Source organism: Pelatocladus sp. BLCC-F211, from assembly GCF_041928655.1.
Classification (GTDB): Bacteria; Cyanobacteriota; Cyanobacteriia; order Cyanobacteriales; family Nostocaceae; genus Pelatocladus.
In genome coordinates, this window is record NZ_JBHFLM010000204.1 from 1 (window position 1) to 26,636 (window position 26,636).

General features: G+C 38.9%; 25 protein-coding genes. 12 read left to right on the forward strand and 13 right to left on the reverse strand.

Annotated features, from left to right (window positions below; all coding sequences use genetic code 11):
- The first annotated feature begins 102 nt into the window (after nt 1-102).
- On the forward strand, nt 103-477 hold the full coding sequence (locus tag ACE1AT_RS24955; RefSeq protein WP_374873308.1) for a hypothetical protein: 375 nt from the start codon (nt 103-105) through the stop codon (nt 475-477).
- Nucleotides 478-724: 247 nt separating this feature from the next.
- Entirely contained in the window at nt 725-1,561 is an 837-nt protein-coding gene (locus tag ACE1AT_RS24960) for a TlyA family RNA methyltransferase (RefSeq protein ID WP_374873310.1), read from the forward strand.
- Here the strand turns inward: ACE1AT_RS24960 and ACE1AT_RS24965 are convergent.
- The gene (locus tag ACE1AT_RS24965) at nt 1,558-1,782 is read right to left on the reverse strand and encodes a Calvin cycle protein CP12 (RefSeq protein ID WP_374873312.1); all 225 of its coding nucleotides are present in this window, start codon (nt 1,780-1,782) and stop codon (nt 1,558-1,560) included. The two genes, ACE1AT_RS24960 and ACE1AT_RS24965, sit on opposite strands and share 4 nt — an antisense overlap.
- A gap of 458 nt (nt 1,783-2,240) precedes the next feature.
- Between ACE1AT_RS24965 and ACE1AT_RS24970 the strand changes: the two genes are divergently transcribed.
- Entirely contained in the window at nt 2,241-2,468 is a 228-nt protein-coding gene (locus ACE1AT_RS24970; RefSeq protein WP_374873314.1) for a hypothetical protein, read from the forward strand.
- 79 nt (nt 2,469-2,547) lie between these two features.
- On the opposite strand, the gene ACE1AT_RS24975 is transcribed toward ACE1AT_RS24970, so the two are convergent.
- On the reverse strand, nt 2,548-3,912 hold the full coding sequence (locus ACE1AT_RS24975; protein ID WP_374873316.1) for a GTP-binding protein: 1,365 nt from the start codon (nt 3,910-3,912) through the stop codon (nt 2,548-2,550).
- A 473-nt stretch (nt 3,913-4,385) separates the two neighbouring features.
- Between ACE1AT_RS24975 and ACE1AT_RS24980 the strand changes: the two genes are divergently transcribed.
- Nucleotides 4,386-6,611, forward strand: coding sequence for an ATP-binding protein (locus ACE1AT_RS24980; RefSeq protein ID WP_374873318.1), 2,226 nt, complete (start codon nt 4,386-4,388; stop codon nt 6,609-6,611).
- 130 nt (nt 6,612-6,741) lie between these two features.
- Here ACE1AT_RS24980 and ACE1AT_RS24985 read toward each other — a convergent pair whose 3' ends face one another.
- On the reverse strand, nt 6,742-8,169 hold the full coding sequence (locus ACE1AT_RS24985) for a DNA cytosine methyltransferase (RefSeq protein ID WP_374873320.1): 1,428 nt from the start codon (nt 8,167-8,169) through the stop codon (nt 6,742-6,744).
- A 224-nt stretch (nt 8,170-8,393) separates the two neighbouring features.
- The gene (locus ACE1AT_RS24990; protein ID WP_374873322.1) at nt 8,394-9,455 is read right to left on the reverse strand and encodes a metal ABC transporter substrate-binding protein; all 1,062 of its coding nucleotides are present in this window, start codon (nt 9,453-9,455) and stop codon (nt 8,394-8,396) included.
- 76 nt (nt 9,456-9,531) lie between these two features.
- Here ACE1AT_RS24990 and ACE1AT_RS24995 point away from each other — a divergent pair, with 76 nt between their 5' ends.
- Together ACE1AT_RS24995 and ACE1AT_RS25000 are read left to right on the forward strand one after the other, a co-directional pair.
- Nucleotides 9,532-10,350, forward strand: a complete 819-nt coding sequence (locus tag ACE1AT_RS24995; RefSeq protein ID WP_374873324.1) for a metal ABC transporter ATP-binding protein — start codon at nt 9,532-9,534, stop codon at nt 10,348-10,350.
- Between the two features lie 76 nt (nt 10,351-10,426).
- Entirely contained in the window at nt 10,427-11,275 is an 849-nt protein-coding gene (locus tag ACE1AT_RS25000; RefSeq protein WP_374873351.1) for a metal ABC transporter permease, read from the forward strand.
- 123 nt (nt 11,276-11,398) lie between these two features.
- On the opposite strand, the gene ACE1AT_RS25005 is transcribed toward ACE1AT_RS25000, so the two are convergent.
- The 3 genes from ACE1AT_RS25005 to bchI form a co-directional block, all read right to left on the reverse strand.
- Entirely contained in the window at nt 11,399-11,695 is a 297-nt protein-coding gene (locus tag ACE1AT_RS25005) for an RNA-binding protein (protein ID WP_016859852.1), read from the reverse strand.
- Nucleotides 11,696-11,962: 267 nt separating this feature from the next.
- Entirely contained in the window at nt 11,963-12,262 is a 300-nt protein-coding gene (locus tag ACE1AT_RS25010; RefSeq protein WP_374873353.1) for a hypothetical protein, read from the reverse strand.
- 104 nt (nt 12,263-12,366) lie between these two features.
- Nucleotides 12,367-13,476, reverse strand: a complete 1,110-nt coding sequence (gene bchI, locus ACE1AT_RS25015) for a magnesium chelatase ATPase subunit I (protein ID WP_374873326.1) — start codon at nt 13,474-13,476, stop codon at nt 12,367-12,369.
- A gap of 225 nt (nt 13,477-13,701) precedes the next feature.
- On the opposite strand from bchI, the gene ACE1AT_RS25020 reads away from it, so the two are divergent.
- Nucleotides 13,702-14,166: a hypothetical protein gene (locus ACE1AT_RS25020; RefSeq protein ID WP_374873328.1), complete on the forward strand. Its 465-nt coding sequence runs from the start codon at nt 13,702-13,704 to the stop codon at nt 14,164-14,166.
- A gap of 16 nt (nt 14,167-14,182) precedes the next feature.
- Here ACE1AT_RS25020 and ACE1AT_RS25025 read toward each other — a convergent pair whose 3' ends face one another.
- A complete protein-coding gene (locus ACE1AT_RS25025) occupies nt 14,183-14,581 on the reverse strand; it encodes a nuclear transport factor 2 family protein (RefSeq protein ID WP_374873330.1) in 399 nt (132 codons plus the stop codon).
- Nucleotides 14,582-14,923: 342 nt separating this feature from the next.
- Here ACE1AT_RS25025 and ACE1AT_RS25030 point away from each other — a divergent pair, with 342 nt between their 5' ends.
- The 5 genes from ACE1AT_RS25030 (at nt 14,924) to ACE1AT_RS25050 (ending at nt 20,009) form a co-directional block, all read left to right on the forward strand.
- Nucleotides 14,924-17,002 carry a potassium channel family protein gene (locus ACE1AT_RS25030; protein WP_374873331.1) on the forward strand — a complete coding sequence of 693 codons (2,079 nt, stop codon included), beginning with the start codon at nt 14,924-14,926 and terminating at the stop codon, nt 17,000-17,002.
- A 214-nt stretch (nt 17,003-17,216) separates the two neighbouring features.
- Nucleotides 17,217-18,500, forward strand: a complete 1,284-nt coding sequence (gene iscB / locus ACE1AT_RS25035) for an RNA-guided endonuclease IscB (protein WP_374873333.1) — start codon at nt 17,217-17,219, stop codon at nt 18,498-18,500.
- 163 nt (nt 18,501-18,663) lie between these two features.
- The gene (locus tag ACE1AT_RS25040) at nt 18,664-18,975 is read left to right on the forward strand and encodes an antibiotic biosynthesis monooxygenase family protein (protein WP_374873335.1); all 312 of its coding nucleotides are present in this window, start codon (nt 18,664-18,666) and stop codon (nt 18,973-18,975) included.
- A gap of 320 nt (nt 18,976-19,295) precedes the next feature.
- On the forward strand, nt 19,296-19,577 hold the full coding sequence (locus ACE1AT_RS25045) for a hypothetical protein (protein WP_374873337.1): 282 nt from the start codon (nt 19,296-19,298) through the stop codon (nt 19,575-19,577).
- Between the two features lie 39 nt (nt 19,578-19,616).
- Nucleotides 19,617-20,009, forward strand: coding sequence for a hypothetical protein (locus tag ACE1AT_RS25050; RefSeq protein WP_374873339.1), 393 nt, complete (start codon nt 19,617-19,619; stop codon nt 20,007-20,009).
- 120 nt (nt 20,010-20,129) lie between these two features.
- On the opposite strand, the gene ACE1AT_RS25055 is transcribed toward ACE1AT_RS25050, so the two are convergent.
- The 5 genes from ACE1AT_RS25055 to ACE1AT_RS25075 all read right to left on the reverse strand — a co-directional run.
- On the reverse strand, nt 20,130-20,933 hold the full coding sequence (locus tag ACE1AT_RS25055) for a M48 family metallopeptidase (RefSeq protein ID WP_374873341.1): 804 nt from the start codon (nt 20,931-20,933) through the stop codon (nt 20,130-20,132).
- 122 nt (nt 20,934-21,055) lie between these two features.
- Nucleotides 21,056-21,940 carry a D-alanyl-D-alanine carboxypeptidase family protein gene (locus ACE1AT_RS25060; RefSeq protein ID WP_374873343.1) on the reverse strand — a complete coding sequence of 295 codons (885 nt, stop codon included), beginning with the start codon at nt 21,938-21,940 and terminating at the stop codon, nt 21,056-21,058.
- A 155-nt stretch (nt 21,941-22,095) separates the two neighbouring features.
- Nucleotides 22,096-23,781 carry an NAD(P)H-quinone oxidoreductase subunit 4 gene (locus ACE1AT_RS25065; RefSeq protein WP_374873345.1) on the reverse strand — a complete coding sequence of 562 codons (1,686 nt, stop codon included), beginning with the start codon at nt 23,779-23,781 and terminating at the stop codon, nt 22,096-22,098.
- 359 nt (nt 23,782-24,140) lie between these two features.
- Nucleotides 24,141-25,784, reverse strand: coding sequence for a hypothetical protein (locus ACE1AT_RS25070; RefSeq protein ID WP_374873347.1), 1,644 nt, complete (start codon nt 25,782-25,784; stop codon nt 24,141-24,143).
- 378 nt (nt 25,785-26,162) lie between these two features.
- On the reverse strand, nt 26,163-26,636 hold a 474-nt coding region (locus ACE1AT_RS25075; RefSeq protein ID WP_374873349.1), incomplete at its 5' end, for a GNAT family N-acetyltransferase.

Sequence of the window (26,636 nt, forward strand, 5' to 3'; positions counted from 1 at the left end):
CCTTGATGATTGTCTACTAGATATTAGTTCTGGAGCTGAACAAGAGGAGGAAGATCCACAAGATTGATTCCCCTTGTTATTCGCGATTATTTATCGCGAATAATGTTTCTTTCTGTATTTTTACAAAATTGGGATGCTCCCGAAGAATGGGAATCTAAACGTATCGTTAAAGGATTAACAGATATAAAATCAAAGGGGATAACAAAAGGGCGTTTAAATGTTCGTAGAGGTAAAAAGAATAAAAGTAAAGGATTAGATATGCCAAGAAAAGATCCTTTTCAATGGAGATTTGGCTTTGGTTCAGGTGAGTGGTCAATAGAAGCTAAAAAGAAATATCCTGATGTTCCAACTTTAATTATTTGCTATCAAAAAGGAGAGAAGAATCAAGGATGGGATGATCATTCTATATATCTACCTATGTTGGTTTTACCTAAACAAAAATTTGTTTTAATGTTTAATTATGATGAGGATGAATAAGGTTTAAGAATAAAATTCCAGGAAGATTTTATAAAAGGGTTTTTCAATAAAACTAGGTAAGTTGATGCAGGATGATTGATCAAGCTAATGTGGTGCGTTACGGCGTATCATGTAATTTGTCGCTAAAAAATATACATCACAAACGCCGTAACACACCCTACAGAATTTATAAAAGTAAATCCTTAGTGGTGAAAAATTAAGGAGGAGTAGTAGTTGTAAATAGGGTTAGAAAAAAGGATTTGGAATTTTGGTTAAGCAACGATTAGATACTTTATTGGTAGATTTGGGGTTGTGTGTGTCCCGTCAGCAAGCACAACGGCTGATTCAAGCTGGGGAAGTGAGCGTTGATGGTAGGCTTGTTGATAAGGCGGGGACAGAGGTTGATGTTGCGGCTGAGGTTAAGATTAAAGAGCGATCGCGTTTTGTTTCTCGTGGAGGTGAAAAACTCGCGAAGGCGCTACAAGAGTTTGCGATCGCTATAGAGAATCGTGTTTGTTTAGATGGTGGTATTTCCACAGGTGGTTTTACTGATTGTCTCCTGCAAGCTGGAGCAAAGTTAGTTTATGGTGTGGATGTTGGTTACGGACAAGTTGACTGGAAGTTACGTAACGACCCACGGGTAATTTTGAAAGAACGCACAAATTTACGCTATCTCACCCCTGATGAATTGTATGGTGTGTCCCCCCTAGCAGAGACGGGGGGGAATTATGCTGATTTAGCGGTGGTAGATGTTTCGTTTATTTCGTTAACGAAAGTTTTACCTGCTTTGTGGCGATTAACTCAACCTCAGCGTGAAGCGATTTTGTTGGTGAAACCTCAATTTGAAGTGGGAAAAAGTCGTGTCGGGAAAAAAGGAGTGGTACGTGATCCCAAAGACCATGCTGATGCGATCGCTCAGGTATTACAAGCAGCTATTGAATTAGGATGGAATTACAAAGGTCTAACTTGGTCGCCTGTGACTGGTCCAGCTGGAAATATTGAGTACCTTTTGTGGTTAGGAATGGATAGTGAGATAGCACCGCCAAATTTAGAAACTATTCAACAAATTACGAAGTCTGCTACTGCTGATTTCCGAGATAATTAAACGTCATAAATACGACATTCAATTGCTTCTGGATGAATTTCACAATAGCGTTCTAAATCTGTTTTGCGTTTTGTGATTTGCTGTTGTTGAGACTGCTCAACTCGTATTTTTTCAACTGTTTCCCAGGCTAAAATACATTCATTGGAATTACTGCCTTTTTGATCACAAATCGTCCGAGCTTCATCTAGAGCTTGAAATACGTCTAAAGTTTGTGATGTCATAGTTTACCCTTTTTTGCACTGCACAAAATGGACTCAAAGTTTTATGACTTCTTGAGCCTTTATTTATAGCGTAGATAGAAAAAATAAAAAAGTGCAGGGGTAAAATTTTTCACTATATAAAAAGTTATACAATTAATTAGAATTCATAAACTTTTGGCAGATTTATAAATTAATCCGATTCAGTTAAGTTTATGAATATGGTTTTCTGGTTATGTAGAGACATTGCATTGCAATTTCTCTACAGATTTTTTTGGTGGGGAAATTTTATGAGTATTTGTCATTGGTCATTTGTCATTTGTCTCCCTGCTCCCTTATCCCCAATCTCCGATTCCCGTTCTCTGACTTTATAAAGAAAAGCTAAAATTTATTCTTGAATCTATCTTAAGTAAGAAGTGGTTGCTTTATAAATTTTAGAAATTATATACAAAGCTTAAAAATTTTAGTTACCAAACTTAAAAATGTATTCTAAGGAAAAAGAAGAGTTTTTTCATACAGAACTCGTTAAGTATGGTGTCGATTATCATAGAGCCGCTAAAGTCGCCCAGATTCTAGCGTCTGGAACACCAGATGAACTTTTGAGTGAGAAAGAGATCCAACTAGCCGAGGAGGTTTGTAAAGAATGGTTAAGACAATACCAGCGTTACAAGCGCTTGACCTCAAATTTCAGAGAATATAAGCGCTTTTAATGCTTATTACAGCGAATTGTCTTTAGAAAAGACTCTGCGTTTAAAAAGCTATAATTTCACACAAAGCTGTACTTAAACTTCATTCATCTGCCATACCCAAATTACGTTCCAATTCCTGTCGCAAACGATACAAAATCGTATTTGATTCTACCTCTGCTAGAATTTCTGTAATCACGGTGCTAGCGCCTAATTGTCCCCAGGTACAGCCTTGTTCGAGGTATACTTGGGCAGCTTTACCGACTGCGTAGGCTCCATAACCTGCGATTCCAGCTTGAGCGATCGCACTCCCGGCAAAGGCTGTAATATTACTAGGATTGTCACCACTGGCAATTGCTGCCGTACTTTTACCTAAACCTAAAAGAAAACTGCTACCTAACTCTCCTAATAGCAAACCACCAGAACTGAATAAAATTGTTTTTAATAGTCTCCCAGCTTCATAGCCCGTCATCGGTAAACCATACAACCGTGCCAAAGAACGAATCAAGGCTAAGTCGGCGACAGTTCCACCTAAAATATCTAGAAAGGCGATGGGATTTAACCCGACAGCTACAGCTTTATATTTGGTAAATTGCCAAATTAAGTCTTCTGCTTCTTGTTGACGTACATCAACAGTTTTGGATGCGATCGCTTCTTCCGCATCCCGTGCTTGGATGAGTGCGTTTAAAGCAATGAGCGATCGCCCTTCCCGGTTGAGAATTTTCAGAAGAGTTTGTTTGAGTTCGTCTATTTGTGGCGGTGGTGTCTCCCATTCGTAAGTTACATTACCATCGGGCCATTCAACCCGTACTTCTAAAGGTGTTGGTTCCGCCGCAATCATGACAATTTCATCGGGTTGTAAAGGCTTGGTTTGGGTATTTCCTGCACCCAATTGTTGCAAATTTTTATAAATTTTCTCTCGGTCTGTATCTGGATACAAGTCTATTTTATTAAACACGAGAATCAAAGGCTTTTGTGACTGTCGCAATTCGCACAAAGCTTGGTATTCAGTCCGGGTAATATCACCAGCAACCACAAACAAAATTAAATCTGCTTGACGTGCCACATCTTTTGCCATTTGCGATCGCGCTTCTCCCGCAATTTCATCTAAACCTGGTGTATCAATTAACTCAACCTGGGCTTTATCGCCAAGATTCCAACGTACAGAACGGGGATACTGAGTCACACCATGTAAAGGGCCAGTTTGCAGAATTTTCTGTCCTAACAAAGCATTCAACACCGCCGACTTACCACGACTCACCAAACCAAAAGCGGCAATTACAATCACATTATGGTCTAGTTTGTTGAGAGTAGCGGTTAAAACCTCTAATTCTGGTTTTACCAAACCAGCTAATTTCGGATTTGCTGATGCTTGTCCGGGTTTGCGGAAATTGCTATACCAAGACAGCGCTTGTCTGAGACTCGCACGAGCGCGGTTGAGATGAGTTTCTTGTGTATTTTTTGGCACTTGCTGGGATTGGGGATAAGGGGCAACGGGGATCGGGAATTCGGGATCGGGGATAAGTGTAGGTTTTTAATAAAGTAATGAGTGATGAGTCTAAAACTAATGGAGTAATCATCATTTCATAAATTCCTACACCCCTTATACCCTTACATTCTTACACTTTTACACTTATGTATTTTCCCTGAAAACAGATACTGTGAAATCATTGGTTATTTTATCCAAAAAACTTTCACGAATTGCCAATCAACAAGAATTAATCCAATCAATTAAACCACGTCTACTTTGAGAACTGTAGTTTTGTCGGTTGGGTGTAGCGACAGCGAAACCCAACCTACATAATGTCCTTTTTGAAAAACTCCTCTTTTCAAGATGGACGAGGTTTAGTTTAGATTTGTCTCAAGATTAATTTGAATCACGAATCTGGGAACAATAACTTCAGTCGAATATTTGGTTGATGTTACTCAATTCATATAAATATGAAATTTTCTGATTCCAAGAGCTTTATAAAAGTTCCTTTACGGCTATTGTTAATCGTTCCCTTCGTAGTACAAATTTCTGCCTCTGTTGGTTTAGTTGGATATCTATCCTTTAAAAATGGGCAAAAAGCAGTCAACGAACTTGCTGATCAGGTAATGAACAAAACCAACAGCTTAGTAAATCAGCATCTAAATAGCTATCTAGCAATTCCTCATCAGATTAATCAAATGAATGTGGATGCTGTAGAGACGGGATTGCTCGATTTACGAGATTTTGAACGTGCAGGAAAATATTTTTGGAAACAGATGCAGGTCTATAAAAATTTAGGCTACAACAGCTATGCTTTAGCTACAGGTCAAGGGGCTGGATCTGCTAATTATCCGGGGAGTCAATCTACCACAATAGATTTATATCCTACTGCTATCAACGGAGTAGCTAAGGTTTATTCCTACGCTACAGATGCTCAAGGAAACCGAACCAAACTAATGAATACATATGATTACAATACTTTTGCAGAACCTTGGGGTATCAAGACGGTAAAAGCTGGTAAACCGATTTGGACTGGTGTCAATGCTTGGGATGGCGATGTTAGTTACATAGCTGCTTCTGCTGGCTATCCTATTTATGATAAAAATGGTAAATTGTTTGCTGTTTTTGGGGTAGATTTATTGCTATCGAATATTAGTGATTTTCTCCGCCAAATTCATGTGAGTGAAAATGGCAGTGTTTTTATTATTGAGCGTAATGGGTTATTAGTTGCTAATTCTAGTACTGAAAAACCCTATGTGATAGTTAATCGTAAAACTAAACGATTGCCTGCATCTGATAGCCCTGATCCTTTAATTCAAGCTACTGCTAAGTATTTACAGCAAAAGCTGGGAGACTTGCAACAAATTCAAGAAAAGCAGCAGCTAATGTTTGATTTCAAAGGCGATCGCCAATATGTTAAAGTTACTCCTTGGCGCGATCGCTTTGGTTTGGACTGGCTTGTGGTTGTCACTGTCTCCGAAGCTGATTTTATGGGGCAAATCAACGCCAACACTCATACTACAATAGCCTTGTGCTTACTGACTTTGGTAGTAGCTTCGGTAGTTGGGATTTATACATCTCGTTGGATTACTCAACCCATTTTACAGCTGAGTCAGGCAAGTCAGGCAATTGCTGATCAAAAATTAGATCGCCCGGTTGAAGTTAGAGGAATTTATGAGTTGGAGATTCTGGCGCAATCCTTCAACCATATGGCTAGACAGTTACAAGAATCTTTTACAGCCTTAGAAAAAACTAACACTGAACTAGAACAAAGAGTAGAAACACGCACGACTGAACTACAAAAAACCATTGCGGAACTGCACTATACACAAGCGCAGATGGTGCAGAGTGAAAAAATGTCAGCTCTTGGTGAAATGGTGGCAGGAGTCGCCCACGAAATCAACAATCCAGTTAACTTTATTCACGGTAATCTCACTTATGTTGAGGATTACACTCAGGATTTATTGCGTTTAGTACAACTTTATCAAAAATACTTACCTGAACCACCTCTAGAAATCCAAGAAGAACTTGTTGAAATAGATTTTGATTTCTTGGACAAGGATTTAATCAAGGTAATCGAATCTATGCAAATCGGAACAAACCGCATTCGTGAAATTGTACTGTCATTGCGAAATTTCTCGCGCTTAGATGAAGCAGAAGTGAAAGAAGTTGATATTCATGAAGGTATCGATAGCACATTAGTCATTTTGAATAACCGTCTCAAGGCTAAATCAGATCGTCCTGAAATCCAAGTAATTAAAGAGTATGGAAAATTACCTTTAGTGGAGTGTTACGCAGGTCAGTTAAATCAGGTGTTTATGAATATTTTCAGTAATGCAATTGATGCATTGGAAGAACGCGATCGCGATCGTACACTAGAGGAAATTAAAGCTCAACCAAGCACAATTTATATATCAACGGCTGCTCAAAATCAGACTATAACCATAAGTATTAAAGATAACGGAATTGGTATTAGTGAGACAGTACATTCCAAGTTATTTAATCCGTTTTTCACAACTAAACCTGTAGGTAAAGGAACAGGCTTAGGTTTAGCCATTAGCTACCAGATTATTACCGAAAAGCATGGTGGTAAGCTTTTGTGTAATTCTCAACCAGGACAGGGAGCAGAATTTTTGATTGAACTTCCCAGACTGCAACTATCTGCTCATTCAGCAATCTGCACAAGTTTAGTTTAAGTCAGTCGGCACAAATGTAGAGACGAGCCATGGCGCGTCTTTCTAGTTGGGGTCGTCATTTGTCATTTGTCATTCGTAACATAGTTATATTTATTCCCGCCGACTTACTTAAGTATATAATTCAATTTGCTTAATAATTTTTGTATTTTCGTAAATCTGCTTCCGAAACTTGATCTGCGGGTACTAATTTATAGTGTTTTTCTTGTATTACTCTAACTTCATCTTCTTCTAGTGTCAGTTCATATATTGCTATTAAATCATTGTTCATTTTTTCTTTGTTAATTTGTCTCGTTCTGGGTTCTATTACACATGGGTCAACATTATAATGTTTAGATGCTTCAGACATATCATACATTAGTAATTGAATATCCCCCAACTCATGTGTAATCAGAGGTTTAGTTAAACGTACATTCAGCAGTTTGATAATTTCTAAGGCTACTGCTTTTGCCAACAAAGGAGGGACAGAATTTCCTATTTGCCTAAATCCATGCCATTTCGTGACATGAAATCTAAACCAATCAGGATAAGAATGTAAACGTGCTGCTTCACGTACAGTAATACATCTTGGTGTAAATGGATGAATTGGTCTAGGAGAAGTAAAAGCTCCTCTATTACTAGGAGTTCCGGCTCTGAGTGTATTGCATATACCTTCAGGGTCAAGTTTATGGAAGCGACTTATGGGTTCTATTTTACCATGTTGAGTAGACCTAAATCTTTTAATAGATTCTGGATTGTGTTTTGTTCTTAAACTAGAGGTAAGAATTCTAGAGTCATATTTACGTTCGTATGAATAGTTGTTATCTGGAGAGTAAAGGCTGCGAAGTTGCCTACCATAATCACTAGGCTTACCAAAGTCTGCAACTATCCAATCTCTTTCGTATAGCTCTTGATATTTTTCTACTTCTGGTAGGTCTTTCAGCGCATCCCAAACTGTAGGAGTTGCCGGAAGTTTATTATCAAAAATTGATTTATTTTGTCTTGTATATCTAGTGATTTGAGGTGGATATTTTGGCAAATCTAAATCATCACGACAACCTAACAAAAATAACCTCTCTCTGTTTTGAGGTACTCCATAATCAGCAGCATTCAATACTTGATATGTTTGATTAATTTTGTAATTATTTAACTCGAATTCTATAATAGTTTTCGAGATGAATTCCTTGTGTTTTCCTAGAGTCATTCCTTTAACATTTTCAAAAACAAAATATTTTGGCTGTAGCTCTAAAACTAATCTAATGAAATGAAATACTAGAGAATTGCGAGGATCGTCAATAAAACGTTTGCCTATCAATGAAAATCCTTGACATGGTGGTCCCCCAAAGACAACATCAATTTCTCTCTCTCCAATGGATGATTTTTTTCTAATTTCTTCTCCTGTAATATCTACTACACTTTTACAAAAAATACTCCAAAAAGGAAAGTTAAATTCGTGTGTAGCACAGTGAATTGGATCAATCTCAACAGACGCAAGCACATCAAAACCTGCTTGTTCAAATCCTAATGTCATTCCACCAACACCAGCAAATAAATCGACAGCAATTGGTCTATAATTAATCATTTTGTTTCATTGTTTAGTTAATTATTTTTCAATCATTAAATTATACTAGATGAATTAGAAACTCCTGCTTTTTCATATTGAATAAACATGAAAAAATTGATGATTTAACTTTTATAAATCTATTTTTCTGTGTAAGTTAAGTAACGTAATTTATTAAAATAAGTTCGTAGTAAGGACTTTAGTCCTCAAGAAAGGACTAAAGTCCTTACTACAAACCTTTGGTCTTACTTATCAGCAGAAAATGGCGTATACTTGCCTCCCAATGCTTCTACAATAGTCTGTGTATTTGCTGCCATCATTTTGCTGTAAGTATCACCTTCACTTCCAACTGCACCTATGGAGTCAGAATAGAGTTGACGCGGCGCTAACTTCACTCCTGCTTCTTGTGCTACTGTTTGAATTAAATTCGGGTTAATTGTCGTTTCTGCAAAAATTGCCGACACACCAATTTTTTTGATTGATTCTACTAGTTGCTTAACAGTTTGGGCGCTTGGCTGTTCTTCAGTGCTAATACCAATCAGCGTACCTGCAATGGGTATTTTATAAGCACGTCCGTAATACTGAAATGCATCGTGGGTGGTTACAAGTTTGCGTTTATTTGGGGGGATAGTTTGAATTTGTTGGGTAATCCAGCTATCTAACTGTTGTAATTCTGTAGTTAGTTGCTGTGCATTCTGGGTAAATTCGGCTTTGTCTGCGGGTGATAACTCAATTAAGCTATCTCGAATTGCATTCACCATTGCGATCGCATTTTTCACATCACCCCAAACATGGGGATCTGGTACTACTTCACCCTTACCCTTGTCTAGCTGTAACGGTTTTGCTACTTCTCCCACCGCTAACTTCCGCGCCTTTGTTCCAGCAGCATTCATTAACTTAATCAGTCCAGGTTCTAAATTATACCCGTTATACAAAATCAAGTTTGCTTCTTCTAAAAATCTACTATCTTGTGGTCTAGGTTCGTATACATGCGGATCTGTACCCGGTTGAAGAATTCCTGTTAATTGAATTTCATCTCCTCCAATCTCCTCAGCCAAATCAGCAATAATCGTGCTAGTTGCGACAACTTGCGGCTTGTCATCCGTCTCTGAGTTGGAATTAGATGGCGTACAGCCGAATAAAGCAAGTGGTAAAAGTATTGCGATACAAGCATTTTGGTATATTTGCTGCCATAAGGAAGAGCGAGATAATGGAGATAAGAAAGAAAAATAGCTTCCGTGTCCCCCATGTCCCCCTTCTACTTCCAATCTTCTGTCCAAAGTATTAGATTTACTTATATTAAACATTATTCCCAGCTATAGATTTTTTCATTTTCTTCTCATTTTTATAGTAAGCTGAAGCAAGAACTATAAAAACACAATTATGGAAATGCTATTTTTACACCCAACCCAATCCCAAAGGAAAACGGTGGAAATGCCTAGTGCAGAGATACAAACTAATGAAAATAATCCCAGTAATGCCATTACTGTTGCTCATTTAAGCGTGTATTATCGAACAGTGGAAGCTCTCACAGATATAAATTGCATCATCAAACCAGGACAACTCACAGGTATTTTTGGTCCCAATGGTGCTGGTAAAAGTACGCTGATGAAGGCGATGTTGGGGTTGGTTCCTAGTAACGGCAAAATACTGTATAAAGATAAACCTTTAATGCAGCAACTAGATCAAGTCGCCTACGTACCCCAGCGCAGTCAAATTGATTGGACTTATCCCGCTACTGTTTGGGATGTGGTGATGATGGGAAGGGTGAAAAAAACAGGCTGGTTACGTGGTTTTAGTACGGTGAGTCGCCAAGTAGCAAAAAGTTCATTAGAGCGAGTAGGGATGAGTGAATACCGTCATCGCCCAATCGGACAGCTTTCTGGTGGACAACAACAACGAGTATTTTTAGCACGCGCTTTAACACAGGAAGCAGAAATTTTTTGCTTTGACGAACCTTTTGTAGGGATCGATCAAAAAACTCAGTCAGTAATTTTTGAAGTCTTCGGCGAACTTACCCAAGCTGGAAAAATAGTTCTTGTTGTCAATCATGACTTGGGTGAATCAATCTCTCATTTTGATGAATTGATTTTATTAAATCGTGAATTAATCGCCACAGGTTCTCGACAACAGGTATTAACAGAAGAAAACTTGTCCCGCGCCTACAGTGGTAATGTAATCTTTTGGAAGGAGGCAGCGTAATTAGTCATTGGTCATTGGTATGACAAATGACATAGACGCGCAAGCGGCTTCTCGTAGAGTAGGACAAAAAACAAGTATGTTAGAAGCGTTGATTGAGCCTTTACAATATGGCTTTATGCAGCGATCGCTTGTAATAGCCATTTTGGTAGGTATGTTGTGTGCGGTTGTTGGTAGCTACTTGATGGTGCAACGATTAGCTTTGCTGGGTGATGCAATTAGTCACTCGGTTTTACCCGGACTAGCGATCGCTTTTTTGTTGGGTGCTAACATTTTTATTGGAGCATTCATTGCTGGTGTTGTGAGTACAATGTGCATCGCTTTGATCAGGACGCGATCGCCAATCAAAGAAGACGCCGCAATGGGGATAGTATTTTCGGCATTTTTTGCCCTTGGTGTGACTTTAATTACTGTGATTCAAAAAGAAAATAAAATTGACCTCAATCATTTTCTTTTTGGTAATATTCTGGGCGTGACTACGCAGGATGTCAGAGATACAGCGATCATAGCCGCTATAGTATTTATAGTCGTTTTTTTACTCTACAAAGAACTGCTATTTTATACTTTTGATCCTTTAGGCGCACAAGCAGCAGGTTTACCAGTCAATCGTCTCAACTTTGGACTGATGCTGTTGATTGCATTAACAATAGTCGCTAGTATGAAAGCCGTTGGTGTCATCCTAGTTTTATCATTATTAATTACACCAGGCGCTACTGCCTATTTATTAGTTCAACGCCTGCACGAAGTCATGATTTTAGGGGCAGTAATTGGGGTAATTTCTAGTATTAGTGGTATGTATTTAAGTTACTTTTATAACTTGCCTTCTGGCCCTGCGATCGTTTTGGTAGTATCAGGATTATTTGTATTCGCGTTGCTATTGAGTCCTCATCATGGTGTTTTTAATCATAGACAGAAGCTGAAAAATTAAGAATGAGAATTGAGAAAGCAGAAAGAAAAAACCCACACTTAAAAGTGTGGGATTGAAAAGCTTTTTTAGTACATATGCACTGGGTAACTTCAGATTAATCCTAAATCTATAAAATATTTAGGATTAGTAGCGGTTACGGAAGTTGTTTCCTCTATTACCACCATAGGAACCCCTGTTTTCTTTGGGTTTGGCTTTATTAACTTTGAGGTCGCGTCCCATCCACTCAGCACCATCAAGAGCTTCAATGGCAGCTGACTCTTCAGCTTCTGTACCCATTTCTACAAAACCAAAGCCACGCAAGCGGCCTGTGTCACGGTCGGTTGGTAGCTGAACTCGCTTGACAGTACCATATTCTGCAAAGACAGCGTTGAGACTATCTTCAGTAACATCGTAGGAAAGATTACCTACATAAATTGACATAGATTTTCTCCAAAATCATGAGTGTGTAGAGATGAGCGATTTCGGAGAAAAGTCTGTCAATACCAAAAGGGAAAAACCTATCAATACTAAGAACAAACACGGTCGCCGAATGAACTCTCACTCTACCAGCATGACATAGCAACCTAAATATGGGTAGCGAAGTTTGGAAAACTGTTATAAAAAGTTATGTTAGCAATTGATAACTAAGTATAAGTTTAATTGTTATTAGTTACATAAATTAAACTTACGATAACATTCCATTATAATTCACAACATTTTAATTAAGTCAGCAAAACCATAAAAACTGACTACTAATAATAGTAATGCTGTCAATTGGGTAACTCGCGTTTGAGGAGAGGGAGCGATCGCTTCTCGGACTAAGATCGAAATTGATGCACCAAGCACAAAACTTAAACCCAACACCATATAAGGAACTTCTCTTGGTACAACACTAGAAATAGCCAACATGGTAATTGCTAGCATCAACATTAACAATTCCACAAATCGGGGTGGGTTGTATTGGCTAGATAAAATTAAAGTGTTTAACCAAAAGCGCCAGCTTCTCATCACAAATCGACCATATTTGACATTTTGGTTGTTTGTTGGTGGTTGGTCGTTGTTTGTGACAACCAATAACCAACAACCAACAACAAACAACCAGTAACAATAAACTAACGAACACCTGTTTTCAATTGACTAGTGCCATTTGTTTGTGCGATGTCTTCTGATAGTTCTACGCCAAAGACACGTGCAAAGGCTTTTTCCACCTTGTAACCAGAGTCAATCGACTCTAAAGGATCTTTTCTGAGTCTGTGACGTAAAGATAGTACAATCACACGACGGATATCATCAACAGTCACTTCGGTACGCCCTTCAAAGGCTGTTAAAGCTTTGGCGGCGCGGTTGGTGACAATATCACCTCGTAAACCATCAACATCAAGTTCAGAACAGACTTCTGAAATTTTCACCCGCAGATCATAGTCAAGATTAACTGAGGGCAAAAGTTCTTGAGCCTTGATAATGCGTTGTTGCAGTTCCTGTTGTTGAGATTGGTATTTTTCCACAAAAACAGGGGGATTTTGGTCAAATTCTGACCGTTGCTCCACAATTTGCACCCGCAAAGTTGGTTCTTTGACAGTGTGAATTTCGGCGTGCATTCCGAAGCGATCGAGTAACTGGGGACGTAGTTCACCTTCTTCTGGATTCCCAGAACCAACCAGAACAAAACGGGCTGGGTGACGGATAGAAATACCTTCCCGTTCTACTGTGTTCCAACCACTCGCAGCAGAGTCCAGCAGTACATCTACCAGGTGATCGTCCAGCAAGTTTACCTCATCCACATAGAGAATACCCCGGTTGGCTTTGGCCAAAAGTCCTGGTTCAAAAGCTTTTACACCTTCTGAGAGGGCTTTTTCAATATCGATAGTGCCGCAAACACGATCTTCTGTAGCGCCCAGTGGTAAATCAACCATTTGGACTTTTTTATGATCAAGGGGAATATCATCGCCAGTTTCGAGTTTCTGGCGGATTTCATCGCTCATCAAATCAGGATCGCTGGGGTGACTATTGAAGGGATCATTCGCAACCACGGGAATTTCTGGCAGTAAGTCAGCCAGCGCCCGAATAGTTGTGGATTTGCCTGTACCGCGATCGCCCATAATCATCACACCACCAATTTTCGGGTCAATCACGTTCAATATCAGAGCCAGTTTCATTTCTTCCTGGCCTACAATTGCCGTAAACGGAAATACCACACGACGCGCAACAGCTGTTGAACTCACTAAACTACCTTTATCAATATTTTTATTTATTACCGTTTTTTATTGTGCCATAGATGGGGAGTGCGGGGACAAGGGAGACAAGGGAGACAAGGGAAACAAGGGAGAATTATTTAACAAGTCTCTTCCCGATCCCCGATTCCCGATCCCCGATTCCCGATCCCCAACAATCAACAACTTAGTTTGATGTTAGGATCTTTTTGTTACTGCTGTGAATCCTCGTTGTTGATGAATAAATTACTGGATGAAGCGCTGTCTGTTGATATTGCTGCTCGCATCAAAAGTAAAGCTAAGAAACCCTTTGATAATGCTTACAAAGCGGCATTAGCGACTGAGGGATCTGTTTATGTGCAAGGATTTTTAGCTACCAAGGGTAAACCTTACCAACCCATGGAATACGCTTGGATTGAGTTGAGCGATCGCATTATTGATCCTACCTTACCCCATCTCCATAAAAATGTCGAAGAAATTTGGTATTTCCCAGCACAATCATTAACAGTAAAAAAACTGAAAGCAATTATCGAAGAATCTCAAGAAGATTATCCAGAAGACGACCCATTACCAGTGTATGGCGACGCACCGTATGAGTATTATGGTGATGTGATGTTGGGTGGTAAAGAATACTTACAAGCCTTTCAAGCCGCAGAAGCCAAATGTAGAGAAGTAAATAAGTCAATTGTTGAGAATAACTAAACTGATAACTGATCACTTAATTCGACTTACCATCACTACCAAAATACTCCCGGTAGTTGCAGATTTTGTCGCCACGAACATCAAAGGAAACGGCTACCCGATTCTTGTATGGTTCTCCCAATAACATCCCCTCATCTCGAAATTCAAACACAACTGTTGTTTCATTACTAGTAATGCAGTCTAATGAAGTTAATTTCAGTCCAGGATTGAAAGCCTGTGTAACGTATTGAAAAAACTCTTGCGCTCGTTCTTTACCCACATTTAATCCGTGGAATTTTCCCATCGGAAACCAAAAAGTAAAGTCTTCTGTGAGCATATCCAAAAACTGATTCCAATCACCAGTTTCTAAACCATGTTGAAAGTATACAAATGCTTGACGACCAACTTTTAAAGTATTTTCTGACTCTTGTGTCATAATCATCACCAACCAAATTTAATTATTTGCGATCGTCAAACAAAAGAAAAATATTAATCACCTGACTAATCTCTATCACAAAAACTCTGCCTTCCTCCGTGTTTCCTCTGCGTTTAAAGAAGCGAAGAGCTTATAGTTTAAGAATGCTATATGAGTAGTAGCTTGTCAAGTTTGAATTAAAGGTTTGTAGTAAGCACTTTCGTGCTTAAAAAATAAAGACTAAAGTCCTGACTACGAACTTTATTACCCCTCAATTCAAACTTGACAGAGTAGTAGTAATTTTTCACTTATAATTATTAGTATCCAAAAAATCCAGATAATATTTAGTTTTGGCGGTATCAAATGCTGCCATCTTCAGACAACAACCATCAATCTGTTAACAGTACCGAGATAAAATCGGATCGATTTTTGGTGTGTGGATTGGGAAGTTTAGGTCAGCATTGTGTAGCGATTTTAAAAGAATATGGTGTTGCTGTCAGTGCAATTGATCAGGTGCGCCCTAAAAACTGGGAAGTACCGAACTTACAGAATTTGTTAGAAGATTTATTTATCGGTGATTGCCGTCAGACTAATATTTTAGAAAAAGCACAGATTCGCAAATGCCGAACTGTGCTTTTAGTTACTAGTGATGAACGAGTAAATATAGAAGCTGCTTTTGCAGCAAGACTTTTAAATCCTCAAGTTCGCTTAGTTGTACGTTCTAATAAACAAAATTTAAATCAAATTTTAAGTCAAAATCTTGGTAATTTTATTGCTTTTGAACCTAATCAATTAACGGCTTCTGCTTTTGCGCTTGCAGCTCTTAGTAATGAAGATTTGGGATATTTCAACTTGGAAGGACGCCAACTGCGAGTAGTAAAACATCAGATTAAACCAGGTGATTTCTGGTGCAATCAATGGCAACTGCATCAACTTAATACCTCATATCGGCGAGTATTAAATTACACTAATAATTCAGATGAAATACCCAATCAATTTTATCAGTGGGAACCAGAAGCAACACTACAGCCAGGAGACACAATCGTTTACATTGAACTTGCAGATATGCAGGAGCGATCGCCACGGTCTATTGTGAAGTCTAAACGAAACTTGCCCTGGTTGTGGCAAAAAGTTTTAGTACATATGTCATGGCAAAACCTCAAGCAGAAGTTAGCACAATTTTGGCGCTTAGATCATCAATATCATGCTTTAAAAGTAGCAATTATTTGTGGTTTCACAGTATTATTACTGTGGTTATCTGGGGCAATTTTATATAGCTGGTATTATCCTAGTATAAATATATTAGAAGCTTTCTATGCTGTAGCAGTCTTGCTTTTAGGAGGATATGGAGATTTATATGGAGGTGTTGGATTTGACAAAGCTATTCCCGGATGGCTGCGCTTATTTAGCTTAATACTAACTTTGGCTGGTACAGCATTTGTCGGGGTGTTGTATGCACTACTCACAGAGAAACTTTTAAGTTCAAGATTTCAGTTCTTCTTTACTAGCACTCGTCCACCAATACCTCAACAAGACCATATTGTGTTAATTGGGTTAAATACGGTGGGTGAGCATATTGCCATTTTATTGCAAGAACTCCAGCAACCCCTAGTAGGAATTCACAACACATTCCTAGATGGAAATACACTACCCCAGATGCCGTTAATTATTGGTAATTTTACTCAAACCTTCAATAATGCCAATCTCACCGATGCCAAAAGCGTGATTGTGGTTACAGATGATGAGATGGAAAATTTAGAAATTGGTTTGATGGCTCATGCTCAAAATCCTGAATGCGGCTTAGTGATTCGTACCTACAATCGTCATTTTAGTGACAAAGTTGCACAGTTATTTCCTTATGCACAGGTTTTGTGTACCTCTGCTTTATCAGCAGAAGTTTTTGCGGCTGCGGCTTTTGGAGAAAATATTCTTGGTTTATTTCATTTAAATAATCAAGCGATTCAAGTAGTAGAGTACATGGTTGAAGAAGACGACACTCTCAACGGCTTAATGCTCAGTGATATCGCTTATGGTTATGATGCTGTACCGATTCTCTATCAAAAATTTGTGCAATCACCTCCGAAATCACCGCCTAAATTTATGCCTGCTTACGAAACACGACTTGCGGTTGGCGATCGCATGATAGTCTTAGCTAATAGTCAAAGTCTCCAGCGCATAGAAAGAGGTGAATTGTCACCACGAATATGGCAAATCAAAGTCGAGAAAGCTTTAACTTCTGATGCAGTGTTTGATGGTGCAAATGTCATCAGTATCATTTCTGGTTGTGATATCAGTACAGCCAGACAATTTATGAATAATTTGCCTGGAAATTTACCATTAACAATGTATAAATCACAGGCTCAAAGGTTGGTATTTAAGTTAAATAAATTAAGAGTGATGGCTAGTTTGCTACCGATTGATAGTCAGAAACCCCACGCCTAAAGGCGGGGGCTTGAAAAAGTCCTAATCTGACCAGACTAAGTACTTTGAGTACTACGTTTAAGGCAAGCGTTAAAGACCTACCAAGGGATGCGTAGCTAGTCCTTTGCTCTAGAAATTGAGGATTAAACAGGCTTAAAAGGGTTAAACCAGTGTTCTCAATATAGTACCGACCTTAAACATTGTCGAAGCTAACATTACCCGCGAGGAGGGACTTATGTCCAAAGTATTCGTTTTAGACACTGAAAAAAGACCACTCTTACCAATTCATTCAGCACAAGCAAGGCAATTATTACGAAACAAAAAAGCGGCAGTCTACAGAAGATTCCCATTTACCATTATTCTGAAAGAATTAAGACCTGAATCACCAGTAACATCACTGCGATTAAAGCTTGACCCTGGTGCAAAAATCACAGGAATCGCGCTAGTTAACGATACTACTGGAGAGGTTGTATTTGCATCCGAACTAAAACACAGAGGTTTTGCAATCAGAGATTCATTGACTTCAAGAAGACAATTAAGACGTAGTAGAAGAAATCGCAAAACACGGTATAGGAAACCTAGATTCTTAAATAGAACACGCCCTAATGGATGGTTAGCACCGAGCTTACAAAGTCGTGTTGAAAATATTAAAACTTGGGTTAAAAGATTAGGCAAACTTGCGCCAATTAAAGCCATTAGCCAGGAATTAGTACGCTTTGATATGCAGTTGATGCGGAATCCAGAAATTCAAGGAAAAGAATATCAACAAGGTACTTTAGTGGGTTATGAAACACGAGAATATTTACTTGAAAAATGGGGTAGACAATGCGCTTACTGTGGAGTTAAAGATGTGCCACTACAGATAGAACACGTTCACCCAAGAGCTAAAGGGGGTAGTAATTCAATTACAAATCTCACATTAAGTTGTGAAAAATGTAATACAAAAAAAGGGACTAAGGATATTAAAGACTTTCTAAAAAAAGACCCTAACAAGTTGCAGAAAATCCTAGCTCAAGCAAAAAGACCATTAGCTGATGCAGCCGCAGTTAATACAACCAGATTCACATTGTTGAACGCATTAAAAGAAACTGGTTTGCCAGTAGAAACAGGTTCAGGAGGTTTAACAAAGTTCAATCGCAGTCAACAAAATCTACCTAAAACTCATTGGATAGATGCTGCTTGTGTTGGAAAATCAACTCCAATTCTTAATATTAAAGGCGTTAAGACATTATTGATTACAGCTAACGGTCACGGTACTAGACAAATGGCTGGTACTGATAAATTTGGGTTCCCTACTCGTCATCGCTCAAATAAACAAATTCATTATGGTTTTAGTACTGGAGATATTGTCAAAGCTGTGGTAACAAATGGTAAAAAAATTGGCAAATATTTAGGGCGTGTTTTGTGTCGTGCCACAGGTAGTTTTGATATCGCTACATCATCGGGAAGAGTAGCAGGTATTAGTCATAAATATTGTTCAGCAATTCATAAAAAGGACGGTTACAACTATGCGTTTTAATTTGACGGCGATTAAAATCGCCTGCGCCTTACCCCCATGTCTGTTCGCGCAGCGTTCCCGCAGGGTAGCCAGGGGCTTCCACGGCGCGAGGACTTAGGTGACAAAGGAAATTAGATTGTTAAGCCAATCCTAAGCGATCGCTGTTGAGTTAGTATTTGACAACATGATCTTAGAAGTTGCAATTCTTGATATTAAGCCTGGTTTTGCTACTGAATTTGAAACTACCTTCAAAATAGCTTCAACCATCATTGCTTCTATGTCAGGATATATTTCTCATGAACTGCAACGTTGTATAGAAACTCCCAACCGCTATATTCTGCTGGTACGCTGGCAAAAATTGGAAGATCACACTGTTGGCTTTCGACAATCGCCAGAGTACCAACAGTGGCGTTCCCTACTGCATCACTTTTATCAGCCGTTTCCCACAGTGGAACACTATGAAGTTGTTTTACACAACTTCAGTAATTATGATTAGGAAAAGTCAGTTTTAAGCTGTCAAAGATTTTGAAGATAATGATAACCAAAAAGAGAGGGGAGGAGGAGAAGTTTGCTATCCTCCTCCCCTTTTTCCCCAACACACGATTATTATTCCTATTAAAATTTTCTTGAGTATTTTAACTGATTGACAAAATGCGCTTTATCTTAAAATCTCATGCTTGCCCTCAACATAAGTGCCTTACCCCAACCGAGATCACCAAAATTAGGGAAGAACCAAATATTTTCCTGGAATTTATAAAAAGTACTGTGTAGTAACTTTTTGTTCACTCCCACTAAATTTGAGGAAGAAAAACTTAAATGTCGAGTAAACGTTTTTTACGTAAGCTTTTGGTAGTTATACGTAAGTTTTTAGTAGTTAAAAAGAAACCTGAAAAATCTTCAAAACGAAAAAATGATAAATCAGGCAACCCACCTCCACCAGGACAGAAAGATAAAGTTCAAATTGTAAAACTAGTATTCACTGTATTACCATTTATTTCATTAATACTAGGCTTTATTTTAATTATAAATTTTGACCAATCCAAAATTCAGAAAAAATGTGTATTTTTGTGTCCTAATAACACTAATCAAACTCGGTAATTTATTGTTTATATTTCATAATTAAAAGGAGCAAACACCATGTACGGTTTTCAACTATACTTTGTAACATTTATATTAGCCATCCTCGTTGTTATCGATGGAATATTATCAGCTACAGGATTAGTTAATATCTTACAAGCAAATAATTTATTTACATATATTTTAGCTGTAGGTATGGGAATATTTATCACTAGCATGTCATTAATGCATAAAATGATAGATACTAAACCAATTGGTTTAAAAATGTTAATCTATTTAGGAATAATGTTAGATGCATTGACAACAATTATAGCAACACATAATTTAGTAGGTAGTTCAACAAATTCTGAATTAAGTAATTTAATAAGTGGTGTAGTTGGAATAACAGGTGGGATTGTTCTAACCTCAACCACTATATATACAGGTAATTTTATTGATGAATTTTGGAACTAAAATTGAATTAGAAAAGGTGCGGTTTCATCTGTTGTACTGACGTATACTTCATGCACATGAAATGAACTCGGCACCCTTCATACCATGAGATTTTATGAAGCGATCGCAACCCTTTACAACCTAACGATTATTAGCAATTTTCCTTTCTAAAACAGAAATCCTTTCTCGTGGGTTTGGGTGAGTACTCAAAAACGCTGGTGCAGAAGAACGGTTCACTAATTTCTTTAAGAAAGCAGGCATAGCATTTGGATCATATCCAGCCCGTTGCAAATACTGCAATCCCTTAGCATCAGCATTAAACTCAGCCTCACGGCTATTAGGCAAGTCTACAGCCAACTGATAAGCCACAGCAGTCAATTTGCTACCATTTAAACCAGCAAGTGAAGCAGCACCTTGAGCTAGTTGTGCTTGTCTGAGTTTGCCAATCAAGTCATCATTACAAATGTGAGCAATTTCGTGTGCTATCACAGACGCCAACTGATCTTCATTATCCGCAGCGTTAATCAAGCCACTGTGGACATAAACATAACCACCTGTGGTAGCAAAAGCATTAATGCTTGGATCTTGAACTACATAAAATTTAAAAGGAGTTTGAGAACAGCTACTAGAACGCACTAATTTTTGACCAATCCTGGTAATATTTGCATTTGTACCAACTCTGTAATTACTGCGTACCTGCTGATGTATATTGCTGCCTAATTTAACCTTTTCCTTAGTTGATAAATTAGAAAGTTGAAAATATTGAATTCCTGGAACAATTAAATCTTGAAATGGAAGCGCCTCAGCAGGTTTAGGAGCAGATAAACCTACACTAGCAGCAGTTCCCAATCCCAAGATCAAAGACAGGCCTTTATTTAACTTCTTAGGCAAACGAGAAAAAATTTCCTTCATTTGTGTACTTTGTGGTTCTTGAAAAAAGTTCATTTTTCTAAATCAAACAAATAATCTGGCTGCTATATCATTCTTCTATTATTTACATATTAACTAATTAAAACAGTTAAAACTTCTCTACCTTGGGGTTGGGATTTCCGTATACTGCTGAATTTTTACAGAGGAGTTAGCCAATAACTAATCCCACCAATTACTTTATTTTCAAACCCAAACTCATCTAATCGATCTAGTGGATGACCAATATAAGTCCAATGGGGTATATCATATTCCACAGTCCGAAACCAACCATTTTGATTTAAAGCTTCTCTTTGAGCTTCACTTGCAACTCTTAAGTCAATTGCTAATCCCCACAGATGTTGTGATGATCCAGGAGGTGCAACTGTTCCCAAAATTTTTGTTTCTTGACCTTGTTGAACTCTTGCCAATGTTTTATTGTTAGCGTATTTTCTCCAGAATCTGAGATTAGTAGTAAAAGTCCGAGTACAGTCACTATCGCCATAACCCGATTTCAAAGGAATATTAACTTGTGCTTTAGCCTGATTTAAAGCCTCGGCTGCTGCTTTTTGTAAATAACAGTTGTTAGTTCCATTAACTTTACCCATACTCAGGGTAGACTGAAAATCTTTTGTTTCCTTTTCATCGCCAAATACAACTTTATATGGAAGCTGAACCTCTGGATTATGATTTACAAAAGCTGCTCCATAGGCTCGTAACAAAATATATTCATAAGTACCAGGTTGGGGAATTGCTAATAATTTATCTGTAATTGCTGCTAAAAACCGTTCTTTATTAGTTAAGTTTAAATTAGGAATAGGAGTAGGAGTAGTCTGGGGAGTAGGAGTGATTGTATTATTCAGGGTGCTAGTACAAACTTGATTTAATTGCTGCTGCTTGTTGAGTGAACCAGCAAGAATACAATTTTCGGAATAACGAATATCTTGACTAAGGATTTTATTTTTTGTTCCACTACTAGCAACTAGACTAAAAACAATTAGGGCAATAATAGTAAAAAAAGCAGTTTTTTTCCAAAATCGTTTCATATCTCATAATTCTATGGGTAGATTATTCCCCGTTCCCGCTTCCCCTTTCCCCATTCCCATTCAAAAAAATAATGGAAGAGGTAATCAAACCCCTTCCATATTTTGGAATATTTCCCTGTCCTCGGCAAATATTAACTATTAAGGCGATCGCAAGGTTATTTATCAATTCCTGAAACCGACGCTATATTAGATTGTGTGGATTTAGGAAATAACAAGTCCTTGGCAAATATTTGGGGATTGGTTTGAGAGATTTGGACGTAAGATTGGCGTACCTGGGCATTGACTGCGACAGTTTTTACATCATACATCTCAGTAGCGAGTTTTGGATAAACACCAATACCAATCGTTAGCAGCAAAAAGCAAACAGCAATAAATACTTCCCGTGGTCTAGCATCGCTAAATTTTGCTTCAGTAGGTAGGACGCAGTTAGTACCAAAACAAACTGCTTCATCATTGTCTTGGTTTTGCAAATTTGCATCCGTAATTCCACAGGCAGGAGCGACATCAGCACCGTAGAATACTTCTCGTAGCATCGAGAGCAGGTATATGGGTGTGAGGATGATTCCGACTGCTGCTAAGAAAACCATGACGGTACAGAAAGTCGAACTGTAAATGTCGCTAGTGGTAACGCCCACAAAAACTGCAAGTTCACCAACAAAACCACTCATCCCAGGGAGAGCTAAAGAAGCCATTGCAGCAGCTGTAAACAACGCAAATACTTTTGGCATTGCTCGACCGATACCGCCCATATCTGACATGATTAACGTGTGAGTGCGATCGTACGTCACGCCTGCAAGGAAGAATAAGGCTGCTGCAATCAAACCGTGGGAAATCATCTGTAGCATCGCCCCACTGATTCCTAAATCTGTAAACGATGCAATCCCCAGCAGTACAAAACCCATGTGAGACACCGATGAATACGCGAGGCGACGCTTCATATTAGGCTGGGCGAAGGAATTTAACGCACCATAGATAATATTGACAACACCTAGACAAGCTAAAACTGGCGCAAAATAAACGTGGGCATCAGACAATAGTTCTAAATTGAGGCGAATCAAACCGTATCCACCCATTTTCAGGAGTACACCCGCCAAAATCATCGATACAGGTGCAGAAGCCTCACCGTGAGCATCAGGTAGCCAGGTATGCATGGGGAAAACAGCAAGCTTGACACCAAAAGCAATCAACAATCCTGCGTAAAGCAACAGTTCAAGTCCCAATGGGTAATCCTTCATACCCAATTCGACCATATCAAAGGTCATATTATCGCCGTAGAGAGCCATTGCCAGCCCTGCTACTAGAATAAAAATCGAAGCTGCTGCGGTGTACAACAAGAATTTTGTAGCTGCGTAGCGACGCTTTTGTCCACCCCAAATAGAAACAAGCAGGTAAACGGGAACCAGTTCTAGTTCCCACATAATAAATAACAGCAGCATGTCTTGGGCAACAAACACGCCTATCTGTGCAGAATACAGCACCAACATCAGGAAATAGAAAAGGCGAGGTTTGCGATCGACTTGCCATGCTGCAAAAATCGCGAGTGTTGTTACCAATCCTGCTAAAAGTACTAGTGGAACAGACAAACCATCCACCGAAACTGCCCAGTTCAAACCTAACTGGGGTATCCAGGTGTACTTCTCGACAAGTTGAAGAGATGCGGTGGTGGGATCATAATTTTGCCAAAAGGCACAGCACATCAAGAAAAAGTCCACGATACCCACACCCAAGGTATACCATCGCAAACGCTTACCGTCTTTATCAGGTACGAAAGGAATCGCTAGGGAAGCCACTAGTGGGAATAGGATAATCGTAGTGAGCCAGGGAAATTGATCGCCTATCATGTTTATGAGCAAAAATACTTATGAAGGGATATTACTATATTATTAAACTTTGTAAATCTTTCTTATAAGTATTTACCGCAGATAAGTATTGACAAAACTCTAGTTCATATAAAAAACAATAAGAAATCTCTATGATCAAAGTTAGAAGATTTTAGAATAGGATTTTCTTGTGATTTCCATAAATATAAATTTATTCAATTTGATGGGGATTACAGCGATACCAATAATTTCATATAAGTAAGTCGGTGAAAATAAATCAAACTATATTTATTAACATAAAATTATTGAAATAAGTTCGTAGTGAGGACTTTAGTCCTTAAAAAAGAACTAAAGTCTACACTACGAACCTTTGTTCAAAATTAAAGTTGCGCTACCGTAATTGGTAAATCAGAATTCTTCCAAGCAGTTTGAAAACGCTTTTGTACTGCTTGTGCTGCTTCGGTTTTACCTTGTGCTTCTAAACTTTGAGCAAGTCCTGCTAATGACCAGCCATTTTCTGGAAAACGCTTCAAGTCTTGTTGATAAATCATCTCAGCTGCTGCTGGTTGATTGGCTTGGAGTAAAACTGCTCCCAGAGATTGGCGGACGGGATAATGCCAAGGTGGGGGTTCATCGTAGTTGAGTTTATCTTCAAGATTGACGGCTGTTTTGAGATGGGCGATCGCCTCAGTGTAATCACCTTGTTTAGCTGCGAGTTTACCTGTTAAAACCTCAACTGCAATTTTCAACAAATCGCCTGTCGTGTTGATATCCCAAATAGTCACTTTTGTTAACGCTGGATCTGTGGCGATCGCTTTTAGCTTTTCGAGTTCTTGAGTTGCTTCTTGAAATTGACCTTTGGCTGTGAAAGCAGTTCCCCGCGCATAGTGCCAAACTCCATTTGGATACTTCAAATCTGCCGCTGGGGCTGTTTCTGCCAAAATCTCATCCCACTTCCCAAAGCGAGTCATGGTATAAAGCGGCATGGAATAGTAATGTTGTAGTGTTCCATATCCAGGTTCCCGCATATTATGTTCATCTGCCATGGCTGCGGTATCATAAGCAGCTTGCAGCGCCAGTGTTTGATTACCTTCCATTGTGGCAGCAGCCCAGAGAAAATGGTGATTATGTGGTACGTAGGCTAGAGGATACATACCTTGTTTGTGGCATTGAGTAACGTATTCTCTATCAGCCAGAATAGCTTTTTGGTTTGCTACCACAGCATCGTGATATCGCCCAACACGGATGTAGATATGTGAAGGCATATGTACAAGATGTCCGGAACCAGGAACTAAATTACTCAGGCGATCGGCTGCTTCAATACCTAATTCAGGTTTTACAGCTTCCACAGCATGAATATATAAATGATTAGCCCCTGGATGATTGGGATTACGTTTCAATGCTGCTTCTAATGTCTGCAAAATTTCTTGAGTTTCTGGCTTTGGTTCACCATTCTCTTGCCAGTAATCCCAAGGTATAGTGTTCATCACCGCATCAGCAAACAAAGTCGCTGCGTCTAAATCGTCTGGATAACGTTTTGCTAATTCTCGCATCGCGTTTGCATAGGCGATATTGAGAGATTTACGGTCTTCCACTGCTTTTGGTGAGTAGCGTTTTGCCAATGCTTGGATGTAAGCTTTCTCTTGTGCATTCGCTTGCTCACTCAGTTGCTGCGCTTTTTGCAGTGCTTCCCAAGCAGGAGACACAGCCTCATCAGTCATCGCCGCATTGATGTTTGCACCTAGAACAAAAGCAACTCCCCAGTTACAAATCGCACAGTTTGGATCAAGTTTAGCCGCTTCTCTAAAAGAACGTTCAGCCTCAGTATGATTAAAACCATAAGTCAGAATTAAACCTTGGTCAAAGTAGCGCTGCGCTAGTTGTGATGTTGTCGAAATCGGATGATGATAGTTGCCCAGATTATCAAAAAGTGGCGCGGTAGCAGAATTCTGTAAATTAACAGAGGGACACCCTGATAAGCCGAAAGTAATGATCAGAGTCAATATAAATAGGATGCGGTACATTTTTTCTCCTGCGTAATTGATTAAACATGGTTAAATCAAATTTTGTAATTTACGATTTATGTCAGTCGATGAGAAGAAATCAAACTATGTTAAGTAAGCTCGTAGTGAGGACTTTATACCAATTCTTCGTGAAGTTGCATAGAATTTTACCCCTCCCCCAACCCCTCCCCGCAAGCGGGGAGGGGTGGCGAAGCCGGGGTGGGGTCTTTGTATGCGTCTTCATATAGAATTGGTATTAGTCCTTTCTTAAGGACTAAAGTCCTCACTACAAACCTAAAAAAAGAAATTGTAGAATGCAACTATGAAATTAATAGTTTGGATTGAGATATCAGTTTATTTATCTGAGTTAGTTGAGGAATTTACGCTGATTCACTAAATTTAATTCTTTAAATTTTGCCACTCACTTTTGAGGATTCCATACTCCATAACATCTATATATTCACCCCATTTGAGAGTGTGCTGACGGCGACATCCTTCATAGGTCATGCCAATTTTTTGCATGACTCGCCCTGATGTGGGATTATGAGCAAAATGAGAGGCACAAATGCGATGCAATCCTAGTTTCTCAAAGCCATATCGCAACACTTCTTGAGCTGCTTCCGTACAATAACCATTTCCCCAAAAGGGTTTACCAATCCAGTAACCCAACTCAGCATGGTTATGTTTTTGATTAATTCCCAAACCGATCGCACCACACAATACACTTGGATCACTTGACACTCTCCGCCCTATAAGTGCGGAGATTCTTGCTTCATCCGTCCTCCCTAGAAACCCGAATACAAAGTATTCAAATCTCCCCGTTTGGATACGTCCACAAGCACACACGGACTGCCCGACCGCGTTTGAAACGAT